Annotated in this window: 15 protein-coding genes; 6 read left to right on the top strand and 9 right to left on the bottom strand. The window is 59.2% G+C overall.

What is annotated here, in order from left to right; all coding sequences use genetic code 11:
- The first annotated feature begins 67 nt into the window (after nt 1-67).
- A complete protein-coding gene (locus tag ACXHRN_RS10835) occupies nt 68-613 on the top strand; it encodes a DUF1003 domain-containing protein (RefSeq protein ID WP_488641883.1) in 546 nt (181 codons plus the stop codon).
- Here the strand turns inward: ACXHRN_RS10835 and ACXHRN_RS10830 are convergent.
- Nucleotides 607-1,197, bottom strand: coding sequence for a hemerythrin domain-containing protein (locus ACXHRN_RS10830; protein WP_488641321.1), 591 nt, complete (start codon nt 1,195-1,197; stop codon nt 607-609). The genes ACXHRN_RS10835 and ACXHRN_RS10830 overlap by 7 nt on opposite strands.
- Before the next feature lie 88 nt (nt 1,198-1,285).
- On the opposite strand from ACXHRN_RS10830, the gene ACXHRN_RS10825 reads away from it, so the two are divergent.
- Nucleotides 1,286-2,263, top strand: a complete 978-nt coding sequence (locus tag ACXHRN_RS10825; RefSeq protein WP_488641320.1) for a zinc-binding dehydrogenase — start codon at nt 1,286-1,288, stop codon at nt 2,261-2,263.
- Nucleotides 2,264-2,295: 32 nt separating this feature from the next.
- On the opposite strand, the gene ACXHRN_RS10820 is transcribed toward ACXHRN_RS10825, so the two are convergent.
- Nucleotides 2,296-2,715: a GFA family protein gene (locus ACXHRN_RS10820; RefSeq protein WP_488641319.1), complete on the bottom strand. Its 420-nt coding sequence runs from the start codon at nt 2,713-2,715 to the stop codon at nt 2,296-2,298.
- Nucleotides 2,716-2,934: 219 nt separating this feature from the next.
- Here ACXHRN_RS10820 and ACXHRN_RS10815 point away from each other — a divergent pair, with 219 nt between their 5' ends.
- Nucleotides 2,935-4,218 carry a hypothetical protein gene (locus ACXHRN_RS10815; protein WP_488641318.1) on the top strand — a complete coding sequence of 428 codons (1,284 nt, stop codon included), beginning with the start codon at nt 2,935-2,937 and terminating at the stop codon, nt 4,216-4,218.
- A 62-nt stretch (nt 4,219-4,280) separates the two neighbouring features.
- Here ACXHRN_RS10815 and ACXHRN_RS10810 read toward each other — a convergent pair whose 3' ends face one another.
- Nucleotides 4,281-5,654: a class II 3-deoxy-7-phosphoheptulonate synthase gene (locus ACXHRN_RS10810; protein ID WP_488641317.1), complete on the bottom strand. Its 1,374-nt coding sequence runs from the start codon at nt 5,652-5,654 to the stop codon at nt 4,281-4,283.
- A gap of 172 nt (nt 5,655-5,826) precedes the next feature.
- A complete protein-coding gene (locus ACXHRN_RS10805; protein WP_488641316.1) occupies nt 5,827-5,997 on the bottom strand; it encodes a hypothetical protein in 171 nt (56 codons plus the stop codon).
- Between the two features lie 531 nt (nt 5,998-6,528).
- Between ACXHRN_RS10805 and ACXHRN_RS10800 the strand changes: the two genes are divergently transcribed.
- The gene (locus tag ACXHRN_RS10800) at nt 6,529-7,392 is read left to right on the top strand and encodes a LysR family transcriptional regulator (protein ID WP_488641315.1); all 864 of its coding nucleotides are present in this window, start codon (nt 6,529-6,531) and stop codon (nt 7,390-7,392) included.
- Between the two features lie 6 nt (nt 7,393-7,398).
- Here the strand turns inward: ACXHRN_RS10800 and gor are convergent, their stop codons facing one another.
- From gor to rpiA, 3 genes are all read right to left on the bottom strand, one after another.
- On the bottom strand, nt 7,399-8,787 hold the full coding sequence (gor, locus tag ACXHRN_RS10795; RefSeq protein WP_488641314.1) for a glutathione-disulfide reductase: 1,389 nt from the start codon (nt 8,785-8,787) through the stop codon (nt 7,399-7,401).
- Between the two features lie 119 nt (nt 8,788-8,906).
- Entirely contained in the window at nt 8,907-9,428 is a 522-nt protein-coding gene (locus ACXHRN_RS10790) for a DUF2059 domain-containing protein (RefSeq protein ID WP_488641313.1), read from the bottom strand.
- Between the two features lie 23 nt (nt 9,429-9,451).
- A complete protein-coding gene (gene rpiA, locus ACXHRN_RS10785) occupies nt 9,452-10,144 on the bottom strand; it encodes a ribose-5-phosphate isomerase RpiA (protein ID WP_488641312.1) in 693 nt (230 codons plus the stop codon).
- 220 nt (nt 10,145-10,364) lie between these two features.
- Here rpiA and ACXHRN_RS10780 point away from each other — a divergent pair, with 220 nt between their 5' ends.
- Nucleotides 10,365-11,039, top strand: coding sequence for an HAD family hydrolase (locus ACXHRN_RS10780; RefSeq protein ID WP_488641311.1), 675 nt, complete (start codon nt 10,365-10,367; stop codon nt 11,037-11,039).
- Between the two features lie 2 nt (nt 11,040-11,041).
- On the opposite strand, the gene ACXHRN_RS10775 is transcribed toward ACXHRN_RS10780, so the two are convergent.
- Entirely contained in the window at nt 11,042-12,151 is a 1,110-nt protein-coding gene (locus tag ACXHRN_RS10775; RefSeq protein WP_488641310.1) for an LLM class flavin-dependent oxidoreductase, read from the bottom strand.
- 27 nt (nt 12,152-12,178) lie between these two features.
- Nucleotides 12,179-13,024: a sulfurtransferase gene (locus ACXHRN_RS10770; protein ID WP_488641309.1), complete on the bottom strand. Its 846-nt coding sequence runs from the start codon at nt 13,022-13,024 to the stop codon at nt 12,179-12,181.
- Between the two features lie 110 nt (nt 13,025-13,134).
- Here ACXHRN_RS10770 and thiM point away from each other — a divergent pair, with 110 nt between their 5' ends.
- Nucleotides 13,135-14,013 carry a hydroxyethylthiazole kinase gene (gene thiM / locus ACXHRN_RS10765; protein ID WP_488641308.1) on the top strand — a complete coding sequence of 293 codons (879 nt, stop codon included), beginning with the start codon at nt 13,135-13,137 and terminating at the stop codon, nt 14,011-14,013.
- Nucleotides 14,014-14,087 lie beyond the last annotated feature (74 nt).

Below are 14,087 nucleotides of genomic sequence, written 5' to 3'. Positions count from 1 at the left end.
CGAAAGCCATTGTTTTCGTGAAGAGATTGGAGAAAGGATCAGTCCATCGACACACGGAGTCTCACTTATGTTTCACGATATCGAAAAAGTGCTTTTCGGCAAGACCGCCAACGAGCTCACCGCTGCTGAAAAAAGGGTTCTGAGACTTACGCGCGAACGCAAGACGCTGTCGACCAATGCCAGCGACGATTTCTTCGCGGACTCGACGCCGGGCCAAAGACTGGCGGATGGCATTGCCAGGGTCGGCGGTTCTTGGGCCTTCATCATCACCTTCCTCGTCTTCCTGGTATTGTGGGTCGCGCTTAACACGATCGTGTTGTTCACCCACGCCTTCGATCCGTATCCCTTCATTTTCCTCAACCTCGTTCTCTCGATGCTCGCCGCCATCCAGGCGCCGATCATCATGATGAGCCAGAACCGGCAATCGGAACGCGACCGTTTCATGGCAGCCAAAGACTACGAGATCAACCTGAAGGCAGAGATCGAGGTGCTGGGCTTGCACCATAAGCTTGACTTACAGGTTGTAAATGAAATCAAGGAATTGAGAGAGCAAATTAATGTGCTTTCACAGCACATACAGACGCTGAATTCGGCGGGCGGCACCGGTCAATAACCACCGAACTTTCGTTCGCCCTGGTCGAGCAGCAGCGGGATCAGCAGATCCTCTTCGTCTTCCAGATGCCGCAGCAGTCCCTTGAGCAATTGTTGCGCTTCCTCCGCATAGGCGTCACGTGAATGAGCCAATTTGTCCGAGTTGCTCAAGAGATCGGCATAGAAGTTGTTGGCGGCGTCCGCATTGCGCTCAAGCAATGTGTGAATAAGCTCATGGTCGGCTTCAAGAAGTTCAAATCCATGTGAAAGCCGCGCGTCGGCCGCAGCAAACAACGGAAAATACTGGTGGTCCTCGACTTGATGGTGCCCATCGAGATCGCCGAGGAAATGATTAAGCCGGCGGGCGAACCAGTTTGCAAACACCTTCGTCTCGACCCTACCTTCCCTGAGATCGTCGATGCTGGAAACCAGCGTGCTACCGAGTTCACGAAACATGTCGTGGCGCTGGATCCAGAAACGACCGAGATCGCCCAATGTGTGGACGCTGCCCCAGCCGGAACGCGGATACTTCTCGATCAGGATCTTCAGGTCATCCGGCAGGCCTTGCCGCAGCATCAGCTTGAGCGTGTCATTTTCAGAAGTCATATCTTTACCTTTCCGGCGCTTCGGGATGGCGTATGCTGGCATTCAGAGACGCGCAGGCCTATCTAGACCGCATATATAGGAGCACCCCATGCGCAGCGCTATCCACACCACCTTCGGCAAACCCTCCGACGTCCTGAAGATCAGCGACAGTCCGATCCCTCAGCCAGGCCCCGGCGAAGTCCGGATCAAGACGACGCTTGCAGCGATCCACAATCATGATCTGATCACCGTAGAGGGCAACTATGGCTACAAGCCGGAATTGCCCGCCATCGGCGGCAGCGAGGCGGCTGGCACGATCGATGCGCTCGGCGACGGTGTCTCCGGACTCAAGATCGGACAGCGCATCGCCGTCAGCGGTGTTCATGGCACCTGGGCCGAGTACTTCATCGCCAAGGCAGCATCTGTCGTGCCATTGCCCGACAGCATTTCCGACGAGACGGCCGCCCAGCTTGTGTCCATGCCGCTCAGCGCGCTGGTGCTGTTGGAGTTCGTCGGCGCAAAGCCTGGACAATGGGTGATCCAGAACGCGGCCAATGGCGCCGTCGCCAAGGTTCTGGCGATGATCGCCAAGACCCGAGGCATCAACGTTGTCAATGTCGTCCGTCGCCAGGACAGCGTCACTGAGCTCAACGCACTCGGCATCGACAATGTCGTTGCGAGCGCTGATCCAAAATGGCAGGACAAGGTGCGCGCGATCGTTGGCGACACCCCGATCAGCGCAGCCGTTGACGGCGTCGGCGGCAAATCGGCGGGCGAACTGATGTCCCTGCTTGGCGAAGGCGGCGTACTTGTGTCGTTTGGCGCGATGTCCGGCGAGCCGCTCTATATTTCGCCGGGAGACCTGATTTTCAAGCAGGCGGTCGTCAAGGGTTTCTGGCTGAGCAAGATCGCCGGCACGATGCCGCGCGAGGAAATGGGCCGGCTGATCGGCGAACTGATCGGGCTCGTCGCCTCCGGCAAGGTCACTCTCCAGGTGGGCGGCGTCTTCGATCTCGACGACATCTCCAAGGCGGCCATCGCCAGCGGCGAGCCCGGCCGCCCGGGCAAGATCCTGCTTCGGCTTTGACGCCTATCGAGGCGAGCCCGCCGCGCCTCCTCTCACTCGGTATTGGTCACCAGACCTGGGCTGTCCTTGCGGAACTGCGGCAGCCCATCGTTGATCTCATAGAAATCGCCCTTGTCCTCGCAGAAGATGTGATAGCCGGGCGTGACATTGGTCGGCTGGTCGAGCGTGCCGACCATGATCGAAATATGCTCGACGCCTTCATACTTCCAGAACAGCGCCGAACCGCAATGCTTGCAGAAACCCCGTCTGCCCTTGTCGCTGGAATGATACCAGGTGATCACGTCCCGGCCGTTGACGGCAAGGTCCGCTTCCATTGCGTTCGTCGCGGCATAATAGAGCCCGGTCTGCTTGCGGCATTGGCCGCAATGGCAATAAACCACCTCGCGCAACGACCCCGACGTCTTGTAGGTGACTGCGCCGCAAAGGCATGAACCCGTGTGAACGTCCGACATTGTTTTCCCCTTGTTTTGCCACAGCATTTACCGAAGCTCACGAACAGGTCAAATGAATTGGACTTGAGCGCTGGATCAATTATTTTGAGCAACGTGCTAGTTCGTTCGCGATCCTCTCGAAAATCAACCAACGGCACTGAATTTCCTTGCGCGCATCTCGTATTTCAATTTATCCGTGTCTACGCGCCTTTGTAATAAGCCATTCCTCTTGAAAGCATCATGATTTCATCGACTTTTCTTCTGCGGACAGCCCTGCTTGTGATTGTTCTGCTTTGTCTGCAACTGCTTCGACGGATTGGCAGCGGTCGCGAGATCGTGACGATCAGCCGCCGATCACAGGCCGATGTCGAGACGTCATGGGCAAATCTGCGTAGCGCCTGGGAAAAAACCGGCTTCACCTTCATGCCGGTGGACATCGATGAATCCGAGGATGGCACGCGCAGCATTGTCTCGCGCCTGGCACCCCACACTGGTCCGATCGTATTCGGAACTCTACCAACCGCCGCACCGCACTCCATCGCGTTTACGCTTGTCAGCGAGAACGGCGTGGATTTTCCCCGAGGCCAGGATCACTTCGAACGATGGTCGGTCGAGCCGGACGGAACCGGCTCCCGTATCATTGTCGAAACGCGCTTTGCGCAGCGGCTCAGTGCCACGATCAGGACATTGTGGGCGCTCCGCAAACAGGCAGGCATTCTTGCCTCGCCTGAGGCAGAGCTAATCGTCGCAGCGTTGCAAGCGCAAGCCTCGGTGAATACGCAGACGGCCAGCGCCCAGACAACAACTGCACCGCCGGCTACGCGCCAAAAGGCGGCCCCGACCAAACTGCCATCCTATTACGGGCGCGAGGCGGCGATCTCACTGATCGCCTTCGCCTACCTGCTCACTCAATATACCTGGCAGTCGGCCGTGGTGCTGGCGCTTGTCATCCTCTGGCACGAATATGGCCATCTGCTCGCCTATCGCCTGACCGGCAAGACTGGCAACCGGTTGATGCTGGTGCCGTTTTTCGGTGGTATTGCGGTGGCCGGCGCCCCGCATAAGAGCGAGTTCGAGAAGGCCTTCTGCGCGTTGATGGGTCCGGGCATCTGCGCGCCGCTGACGCTGGCGAGCTTCGCATGGTGGTATTACACCGACAATTATCTCGTCGAGCAATGGATGTGGCGGTTCCTCTATTTCAGCTCGGTGCTCAATCTGCTCAACCTCTTGCCGATCTATCCGCTGGATGGCGGCCAGACCGCCGAAAGCTTCCTGCGCTCCTTCCTGCCGGGATCGATACTGGTGCATCTGTCAGGCCTTTCGGTCGCGGGGCTGGTCGTGCTGGCAGGCCTCGGCTATTACCAGATGATCCTGTTTCTCGGAATCTTCTGCCTGATGGGCCTGAGAACCCTGCCCCCACACTCGCCGCTGCCGGCCATGACGCGCGGCCAGGCGTGGATGATGGCGACCTTCTATGCGATCATCGCTGGCGCCCATGGCTGGGTGTTCTGGTATATTCAGTGAAGACCTGAATCAAAAAGGGCGCCCTTTCGGACGCCCCTTCCAATTTCTACACATCAACCACTTTAAGCGTTGACGGCCAGCTTCTGTTCGTCGCGGCCGGACTTCAGCTTCTCGGCCAGCAGGAAGGCCAGTTCCAGCGCCTGGTCGGCATTGAGGCGCGGGTCGCAATGCGTGTGGTAGCGGTCCTGCAGGTCCTCGCCGGTCAGGGCGCGAGCGCCGCCGGTGCATTCCGTCACGTCATTGCCGGTCATCTCGATATGGATGCCGCCGGGATGCGTGCCTTCCGAATGATGGATCGCGAAGAAGTTCTCCACTTCGGTCAGGATCCGGTCGAACGGCCGGGTCTTGTAGTTGTTGAGCGTGATCGTGTTGCCGTGCATCGGATCACACGACCAGACGACATTCCGGCCTTCGCGTTCCACGGCGCGGATGAGGCGCGGCAGGTGCTCGCCCACCTTGTCATGGCCGAAGCGGCAGATCAGCGTCAACCGGCCGGCTTCGTTGGCCGGGTTGAGGATGTCGATCAGTTCCAGCAGGCCATCGGCAGTCAGCGACGGGCCGCATTTCAGGCCGATCGGGTTCTTGATGCCGCGGCAATATTCGATATGCGCATGGTCCGGCTGGCGCGTACGGTCGCCGACCCAGATCATGTGGCCGGAGGTCGCGTACCAGTCGCCCGAGGTCGAGTCGACGCGGGTCAGCGCCTGCTCGTAGCCGAGCAGCAGCGCCTCATGGCTGGTGAAGAAATCGGTTTCGCGCAGCGACGGATTGTTGTCGGGCGTGATACCAATTGCGGCCATGAAATCCATGGTTTCGGTGATGCGGTCAGCAAGCGCACGATAGCGCTCAGCCTGAGGGCTGTCCTTGATGAAGCCCAGCATCCAGCGGTGAACGTTGTCGAGATTGGCATAGCCACCCATCGCGAAAGCGCGCAGCAGGTTCAGCGTTGCAGCCGACTGGCGGTAGGCCATCAGCTGGCGTTCCGGGTTGGGAATGCGTGCTTCCGGCGTGAATTCGATGCCGTTGATGATATCGCCGCGATAGCTCGGAAGCTCGACGTCACCCTTCTTCTCGATCCCGGAAGAACGCGGCTTGGCGAACTGGCCGGCAATGCGGCCGATCTTGACGACCGGCTGCTGGGCGCCGAAAGTCAGCACCACGGCCATCTGCAGGAACGCGCGGAAGAAGTCGCGGATCGTGTCCGCGCCATGTTCGGCAAAGCTTTCGGCGCAATCGCCGCCCTGCAGCAGGAAACCCTGACCGTTGGCGACCTTGGCGAGCGAGGCCTTCAAACGCCGCGCCTCACCTGCAAAAACCAGCGGCGGATACTTGGCGAGTTCGGCTTCCGTGGCTTGCAACGCTGCCATGTCCGGATAGTCCGGAACCTGCTGAATGGGCTTAGACCTCCAGCTTGTCGGGTTCCAATTCTGTGCCATGATACTCACCTGTTTGACGAAAAATATAGAGGTTTGTTTCGCGTGCTCCTCTCGCGAATGCGCGCTTATATACATTAAGAAGCCGATTGCAAAGGTTCAATGCGCAAAGCACTGGGCTTTGCGCATTTCAGCGGGTGCACGCACCGTCAACCGGATCTGCCATTGAAAGGAACTAGTGCAGCATTTCCCACGCTGCGAAAGCGATCGCACTGATGGCGATGAACGGAAAAAGCGCATAGCTGATGAAGAATCCGCTGCGCTGGGTATCCAGCACCGGATCGTCGATGTTGTAAGCCTGCTCCAGCCTTTGGCGGGCGGCATCGATATTGGCCTGAACAATCATGGTTTCCTCCTGATACAGGTTTCATCCTGCCGGCCGACCCTCTCCCCAGGGCCGGACGAAGCCACGCGTATTTCAACAGTGTCGAATATAACACAGGCAAGAAGAAAAACAATTCAGCCCACAGCGAGTATTGCAATCTCGGTAAACGCGTGGGCTGCGCTAGCTGAGTCGGCGTATCAAAATGGTCGCCACAATGGTTGAGGTACGGCACGGGAATCGCGGCGTCCCGCTGATAGCACGTGTCTTTGCCGTATAAGCCGTTCGACAAGCGGAATTGTCCATCGCAGCCCTGTCCATTCTGCGCCTTCGAGCGGATCAACAAATGCGTCCTTCCTTGGCCTGGCGGAGGTTGCGATCCATCCTACCCAGAGCATACTCCATTGCATTGGCATGATCCTGTCTCCTTTGTTTGCCATGCAACGGAGCTAATGTCCCATGCGACGCCATTGTAGACGCATGCATGAAAGGGGCATTTCATCTGTGAAAGATGCGGAATGACGGCGGATCGCCTATACAAAATGAAAGGAGCAGATGATGAATGATGCCAACTGGGACGATTTGCAACTCTTCTTCCACGTTGCATCGGAAGGTGGCCTGAGCGGCGCCGCCGAGCGCACGGGGTTCAGCGCGCCGACCATCGGCCGGCGCATGCTGGCGCTGGAGCGGACGACGGGTCGATCGCTGTTCATCCGCAGCCAGCAGGGCTATCGGCTGGCGCCGGACGGCGAAGTGCTGGTCGAACATGTCAGGACCATGCGCAAGGCGGCCGACAGCATTGCAGACTGGCACGGCAATGCATTTGCGCTGCCGATCGTCTCGGTCGCCAGCGACGGTTGGCTCTCGGGCTTCATTGCCGATCATGCCATGGAGATTCGTGGCAAGGACGATGGCTTCCGTTTCTGCTGCAAGCATGCTCACGAGACGCTGGATATGACCTTCCGAGAGGCCGATGTCGCTATCGTCGACGAACGCCCGAAATCCGGCAATTTCGCCGTTCTGCGCTCCGTCGCTACGGCCTACGCGGTCTACCGGGCAGCAAATCTGCCGGAACGAGAGGACTTTCCCTGGATCTCGATCGGCACGCAGGATGCCCGTTCGCCGGCCGAAAAATGGGTTTTCCAGAACCGTGAAGCAGAAATCTTCACCTGGACGAATTCGCCGGTGATCTTGCCAAAGCTGATACGGACGGGCGCAGGCCGCGGCGTGTTGCCGTGCTTCCTGGGGGACAGCGATCCCGATCTCACCCGCGAGGGTGATATCATCGAAACACTGTCCCACGCCTTATGGATCGTGGCCAACGACGACGATCGCCATCGGCCCGAAATGCGCACGGTCATCGACCGGCTGGCAGAATTGCTGAAACGCGAGGAAGCACGATTTGCCGGAACAAGGTAGCGGGCTTCAGACTCGCTCGCCGTTCTTCACCCGGTAACTCGGCGAATACATCGTCACCAGCTCTTCTGAAGCGGTGGGGTGAACAGCCATGGTCCGGTCGAAATCGTCCTTGGTGACGCCGGCTTTCAACGAAATGCCGAGCAGCTGCGCCATTTCGCCGGCTTCGTGGCCGAGGATATGGGCGCCGAGAACCTTGCGGTCAGCCGCATTGACGACCAGCTTCATGATCATCTTCTCTGCACGACCAGACAGCGTCGCCTTCATCGGACGGAATTCGGCGCGATAGATGTCGAGATCGGGATAGAGCTTTGCTGCCTGGTCTTCACTCACTCCGACAGTGCCGATTTCCGGCTGCGAGAATACCGCGGTGGCGATAAGATCGAGATCCGGCGAAGTTGGGTTGTTTTTGTACTCGGTCTCGATGAAGCACATTGCCTCGTGGATAGCCACGGGCGTCAGCTGTACCCGGTCGGTCACGTCGCCGAGCGCGAAGATCGACGGCACGTTGGTGCGCGAATAGGCGTCGACGAGGATGGCGCCCTTCTCGTTGGTCGCGACGCCGGCCGCTTCCAGCCCGAGACCTTTCGTATTGGGCGAACGGCCGAGCGCCAGCATGACCTGCGAGACCACAAGCGACTTGCCCTGTTTGGTCGAGGCGGTCAACAAACCATCGGTGTTCTTTTCCACCTTCTGGATCACATCCTCGCAGAGAATGGTGATGCCCTTGGCGACCATCGCTTCGTGCAGGCCCTTGCGCATATCCTTGTCGAACCGCGAGAGAATTTCCTTGCCGCGATAGATCAGCGTCGTTTCGACACCCATGCCGTGAAAGATGTTGGCAAATTCGACGGCGATATAACCGCCGCCCTCGACAACGATGGACTTCGGCAGTTCCTTGAGGTTGAAGGCTTCGTTCGAGCTGATCGTCAATTCGTGGCCCGGCAGAGCCCCATGCACAGACGGCGCCCCGCCGACGGCCACGATGATGCGCTCGGCAGTCACGGTCTTTCCGGAAGATTTGAGCAGGACAGTATGCCCGTCCTTGAGCTCGGCACGGGTCTCGAAAATCTCGGCATTGTTGTTGGCGAGCCCCTTGCGATAGAGGCCTTCGAGCCGGGAAATTTCCTGGTCTTTGGCGGCAATCAGTTTCTGCCAGCTGAACGTACTTTCGCCAACGGTCCAGCCGAATCCGGCCGCATCCTCGAAATGTTCATGAAATTGCGATGCATAGACGAGCAGTTTCTTGGGCACGCAACCACGGATCACACACGTCCCGCCAAAGCGAAATTCCTCGGCAATCGCCACCTTCTTGCCAAGCGACGCCGCAACGCGCGCCGCGCGCACGCCACCAGAGCCGCCACCAATGACGAACAGGTCGTAATCATATCCAGACATGTTAACCCCTAAAAACCACTCTGCCTCCCGCCTGTCATATGGCGACCGCGAGGCAAAAAGAAAAGCCCGCTTCAGATGAAACGGGCCCTATTTCTCGTCCACCACAGAGGCGAAGACTTTTACTTGGTCTTGTTCTGCTCGGCGATCTTCTTTTCGAGCGCTGCGTCGGTCGCCTTGGACATGTCGCGCGAAATACCGGTCGCCCATATGTCGCCGGCCTTGCCAAGTTCGCGGATCGCCAGCGGACCATCCTTGAGAAGCTTCTGGCCTGCCGGAGAGGTGTAGAATGCGGCGATCGCGTTCAGTTCCTCTTCGGTGAACGCCTTGGCGTAGATCTGCGCGGCTTCCTTTTCGAGATCGGCACGACGCGGCACGAGAGCCAGAGCCTGCTCGTCGACGACATCGCTGATGATCGGTTCGTAGTTCGGCGAACCCTGGATCAGGGTGCTCTTCAACTGCATGGAGATCGTCGGCAGGATGTTGTCGAAAGGATTGGTCACCCGGATCGCATTGATCGCGGCGCGTGCGGCCTTGAGATGCGATTCGCTGGCGCCGTCAGCAGCAAACGTGCCGCCTGCGACGATACCAGCAGCAACAAGCGCCCCAAAGGCAATCCCGCCGAAACGTTGAATTTTCATCATGGGATACTCATCTCCTCGTCAGATTAGGGTGCCAGCGTCCGCGCTTCCGCAGGACCGGCAATGATGGCAAGCGAAGCCAGATTGATAAAAAGCCCGTGTTCTACAACGCCCGGGATGGCGTTCAGACTCGTTGCAAGTGCCTCTGCATCAGAAATGCGGCCAAAAGAAGCATCGAGAATGTAATGTCCACCGTCTGTTTTGTAGACGTCTTCGCCAGATTTGCGCTGATGGATCGAACCCGTCAGGCCCAGCCGGGATGCCGTCTTTTCGATAGCGATGCGCGTCGCCGACAAGCCGAACGGATTGACCTCGATCGGCAGCGGAAACGCGCCGAGCGTGTCGACGACCTTGCTCTCGTCAGCAATGACGATCATCCGCTTCGAAGCCGCAGCGACGATCTTTTCGCGCAGCAATGCGCCGCCGCCGCCCTTGATCAGGCGCAACGACCCATCGACTTCGTCGGCGCCGTCGATTGTCAGATCGAGTTCTGGAAGTTCCTCAAGGGAGTTGAGCGGCACACCCAGCTCGAGGCAGAGGCGCGCGGTGCGCTCGGAGGTCGGAACCCCTCTCACCTCGAAACCTTCGGCAACCTTTTCTGCCAATAGACGGACGAATTCCTCGGCGGTCGAACCGGTACCGATTCCCAGTCTCATGCCGTTTTCGACATGTGTCAGCGCCTCGGCGGCGGCTATGATTTTCATTTGCCGGGCGTCCATCCGCCAGGGTCTCCGATTGATCGTGAACGGGCTTTTACACGAGCTTTCAAAGGAGTGAAAGAACTATCGATTATTTTAGGTACCTTGCTCCTCCAATATTTTCGGGGGTCGGAGAAAAACCGCAAAGGGCTATGATTTCCTTCTGCAGCGCTGCGCAACATTTGCTTTTGCCGGCCGTTTGACTTAACCGGCTAGCGACTGATTTTCATGGAGCCCACCCGTGTCGCCTTTGCTTGCCGTCTTCGATCTCGATGGAACCCTTATCGATACTGCGCCCGACCTCGTCGACAGCCTGAACTACACGATCGCGGCGCGCGACCTCGAACCGGTGACCTACGCCGATCTGACATACCTAGTCGGCCATGGCGCAAAAGCAATGATCGAGCGGGCTTTCGCGCTACGCAACGCGCCGCTTGCCAACGGCGATTTCGAGCCGATGCTCGAGCGCTTCATCGAGCACTACAAGGGCGGCATGCCGGGCAAGAGCCTGCCCTATCCGGGCCTTGTCGATGCGCTCGACCGCCTGGCCGATGCTGGCATCCTGCTCGCCGTCTGCACCAACAAGATGGAAAGCCTGGCCCGGCCGCTGATCGATGGCCTGGGCATGACATCGCGCTTTGCCGCGATCACCGGCGGCGACACATTCGCTGTTCGCAAGCCCGATGCCGAACATCTCCTGGGTACGATCCGGCTTGCCGGCGGAACGCCATCCCGTACGGTTATGATCGGTGACAGCCTCAACGACTTCAAGGTTGCTTCGAATGCAGGCATCCCGTCCGTCGCCGTGCCCTTCGGCTACTCCGATGTCGCGGTCGAAACGCTGAACCCGAGCCGTGTCATCCAGCACTTCGACGAATTGACCCCCGACCTGCTCAGCAGCCTGCTGGCTTCCTGAACTCAGCCGATCTCGTTGAGCCGCGGAATCAGCAGATCTGCAACGTTCTGCGCCTCTTCGATCAATGGCCAGCCGGACAGGATCAACGCTGTCAGTCCCGCTTGCTTGTTGTAGAGATCGACATTGGCTGCGATCGAATCCGGATCACCAACGAAATAGGCGGCTGACGAACCCGTGCCAAAAATGTCGAGCGATGACCATGCGGACATGCCGGCAAACACGTTGTGCTCAAGCCTGAGGGATTCGAGCGGCGGCAGCTTGCCGGCAAGCAGATAGTTCACCCATTCTTGCCTCCGGGCATCCGGCGCCTTGTAGGTCGCGAGCGTCTGTTCGCCTCCCGAGCGGCGACGCACCACCTCCTCAAGCTTGGCGCGAAGCAAGTCCACGCCGGTCGCCTCGAAGATCGAGTAGAAGTGCTTCTCCGCCTCGGCCCTGCTCTTGCGGACGATAACGCTGGCAAGGGCACCCATATCGGCGAACTTACGCCCGTGCGCTTGCGCCGCTTGCTGCGCCTTCTGGAGCTTATCCGTGATCTCACTCAGTTCCCGCAGCATGAGGAGGTAGACGTCGACCACCTTGCCGGCATGGACCACACCGGCGGGCGACTCGCCGGTGCCCCACAGTTCGACGCCCTCATGCCGCGTCGGCTCGATCTTGAACTTGGTATTGGGAAACAGCGACGGATTGCCGGCGCGATAATGTTCCTGGAACTCCTGCCAGTAATCCTCGCCGATCCTGTAGCGGTCATCCGATGACATGGAGATATTGTAGGTCTTGACCCGTTCTTCGCGGCCATTGATGTGGTTGAACATCAGCCGCCCACCAGTCAGCGCGTCGAATGTCAAAGCCTGCTCGGCCAGAAGCTTGGCCGGGGTCATGCCGGCGTAAGAGGCCACCAGAAAGCGCATGGTCTTGGTGTAACTGGCGATCGATGACGCAGAGACCAGTGGATCGTTCGGCCAGGTCGCCACGAGCGCGCCATAGAAGCCACCGCGGTCGATGGTCTCGGCGAGCCTGCGGTAGCGGTCGAAATCGACGCCGAAGAAACCATCCTCCATCCAGGGATAGCGACCGTCCGCCATGCTGAGATACCAGAGCGCCTTGATGGCCATGATGTGTCCTTTCAGAATGAAACGTAGCTAGGAGAGCGTGACCATCGGCAGTTCCGGGTCGGCCGACCATTCGTTCAGCGAGCCGTCGTAGACGGCCACGTTTTCGCGACCGAGAACCGCGAGCGCCAGCGCGGAACCGGCCGCGGTGATGCCACCGCCGCAGTAAGTCACCACAAGCCCATTGCCCTCGCCTATGTCGCCTAGGCGTGATTTGAGCGCCCGGGCATCAAGCAGCGTGTTCGTGGCGGGATCGATCAGTTCCTTGTAGGGAACATTGATACTGCCGCGGATATGGCCCGGTCGCGCATAGTTCTGCTCGCTGCCGGCAAAGACCGGTCGTCGCAGGACATTGACCAGCGTCGCCTGAGATTTTCCCTCGACCACACCCTTTACGAAGGCTTTGTCGACGAAGTAGCCATCTTGCTGCTGTGCGATGAACTTGCCGGGCGAATAGGGCCTTGCGCCGCGTTCCAATGGAAATCCCACGCTTTTCCATCGAGCCAGCCCACCGTCCAGAACCGCAACCTGGTCATGGCCGAACGACCGAAGCAACCACCACAGCCGCGCCGCCCATATCCCGTTCGACCGATCGCAGACAGCGATCTGTTCGCTGCCCGAAATCCCAAGACGGGAGGCAGCTGCCTCGAATTGCCGAGCACTCGGACGCGCAAAAGGAAACTCCCCGCCCGGGTCAGAGAAATCATTGACGAGGTCACCAAACCGAGCGCCCGGGATATGACCCTCGGCAAGAAAGGCGCGTTGCCCCTCAGTTGAAACGCCTGGCTGGCCGACCTTGTCCGCGGTCGCATCGACGACAACCCAGTTCCCTAGTTCCGCAAACAGACGATCGACTGAAACAAGTGGCGGAAACATGCTTGGCTCCAGAAAAATCCCGCGTCGGAGCGCAGGGGCAAGAATGAGCCTTGCTAGCGCAAAGCAAAGCGAATATCTACATATTTTATAGATTTTATTCGGAGATCAAAATGCCTGCTTCCCGTTTTGCCAAACACGCTCCCACCGTCGATGATGTCATTGCCGCTCACCGCGCCCTGCGGGAGACCAGACCACTCGTCCAATGCCTGACCAACATCGTCTCCGCCAATTTCATGGCCAATGTCCTTTTGGCGGCTGGCGCGTCTCCGGCCATGGTCGACAACCCGGAAGAAGCCGCTGGTTTTGCAACGATCTCCGGTGCGGTACTGATAAATCTGGGCACGCCCAATACCGAACAGGTCGCCTCCATGCGGCTGGCAGTCGCGGCTGCCGAGCAGGCCGGCACACCCTGGGTGCTTGACCCTGTCGGCGCGGGCGGCCTGCCCTGGCGCGGTGGCGTCGCTGCTGAACTGTTGCGCCACAAGCCCACCGTCATTCGAGGAAATGCATCCGAAATCATCGGCCTTGCCGGACTTGGCGGTGGCACGCGCGGCGTCGACAGTTCCGCAGACCCGGCAGATGCGGTTGGCGCAGCCGTCGAATTGCTGACGCACGCCGCAGCAGTCTCCGCCTCCGGGCCAATCGATCATGCCGTCGGCTGGATTGGTGACACCTATAATACAGCCCAACCCAAGTTGGTGCGCATCGCCGGCGGCAGTGCCCTCCTGCCGAAAGTCACGGCAACAGGTTGCTCGCTAGGCGCCCTGACGGCCGCTTACACTGCTGTTTCCCCCGACGCGCTGACAGCGGTGACCGCAGCGCATGTGCATTTCGCAATTGCTGCAGAACAGGCGAAACGCACCGCCAGAGGTCCGGGCTCGTTTGCGGCCGCCTTCCTCGACGGCCTCGATGCCGTCAGCGAAGAAGAAATCCGCCGCCATGCACAGATCGAGGTGGCAGCCGACCTCGGAATCCGCAAGGTCGCCTGATCGTCTGACCGCCGAAGACCTGTGTTTTGAAACGCCTGCGCCGATGCTATGCTGTGCGGGCTTTTCAACTCTCA

Source organism: Shinella sp. OV683, from assembly GCF_057787725.1.
This window is presented reverse-complemented; position numbering and strand designations above follow the sequence as displayed.

Coding starts and splice junctions, on each gene's coding strand:
- ACXHRN_RS10820 (WP_488641319.1), bottom strand. CDS start 2,715: ATGTCGGACGTTCACACGGGTTCATGCCTTTGCGGCGCAGTCACCTAC.
- ACXHRN_RS10830 (WP_488641321.1), bottom strand. CDS start 1,197: ATGACTTCTGAAAATGACACGCTCAAGCTGATGCTGCGGCAAGGCCTG.
- rpiA (WP_488641312.1), bottom strand. CDS start 10,144: ATGGACGCCCGGCAAATGAAAATCATAGCCGCCGCCGAGGCGCTGACA.
- ACXHRN_RS10800 (WP_488641315.1), top strand. CDS start 6,529: ATGATGAATGATGCCAACTGGGACGATTTGCAACTCTTCTTCCACGTT.
- ACXHRN_RS10770 (WP_488641309.1), bottom strand. CDS start 13,024: ATGTTTCCGCCACTTGTTTCAGTCGATCGTCTGTTTGCGGAACTAGGG.
- ACXHRN_RS10775 (WP_488641310.1), bottom strand. CDS start 12,151: ATGGCCATCAAGGCGCTCTGGTATCTCAGCATGGCGGACGGTCGCTAT.
- ACXHRN_RS10835 (WP_488641883.1), top strand. CDS start 68: ATGTTTCACGATATCGAAAAAGTGCTTTTCGGCAAGACCGCCAACGAG.
- ACXHRN_RS10810 (WP_488641317.1), bottom strand. CDS start 5,654: ATGGCACAGAATTGGAACCCGACAAGCTGGAGGTCTAAGCCCATTCAG.
- ACXHRN_RS10815 (WP_488641318.1), top strand. CDS start 2,935: ATGATTTCATCGACTTTTCTTCTGCGGACAGCCCTGCTTGTGATTGTT.
- ACXHRN_RS10825 (WP_488641320.1), top strand. CDS start 1,286: ATGCGCAGCGCTATCCACACCACCTTCGGCAAACCCTCCGACGTCCTG.
- ACXHRN_RS10805 (WP_488641316.1), bottom strand. CDS start 5,997: ATGATTGTTCAGGCCAATATCGATGCCGCCCGCCAAAGGCTGGAGCAG.
- gor (WP_488641314.1), bottom strand. CDS start 8,787: ATGTCTGGATATGATTACGACCTGTTCGTCATTGGTGGCGGCTCTGGT.
- ACXHRN_RS10790 (WP_488641313.1), bottom strand. CDS start 9,428: ATGATGAAAATTCAACGTTTCGGCGGGATTGCCTTTGGGGCGCTTGTT.
- thiM (WP_488641308.1), top strand. CDS start 13,135: ATGCCTGCTTCCCGTTTTGCCAAACACGCTCCCACCGTCGATGATGTC.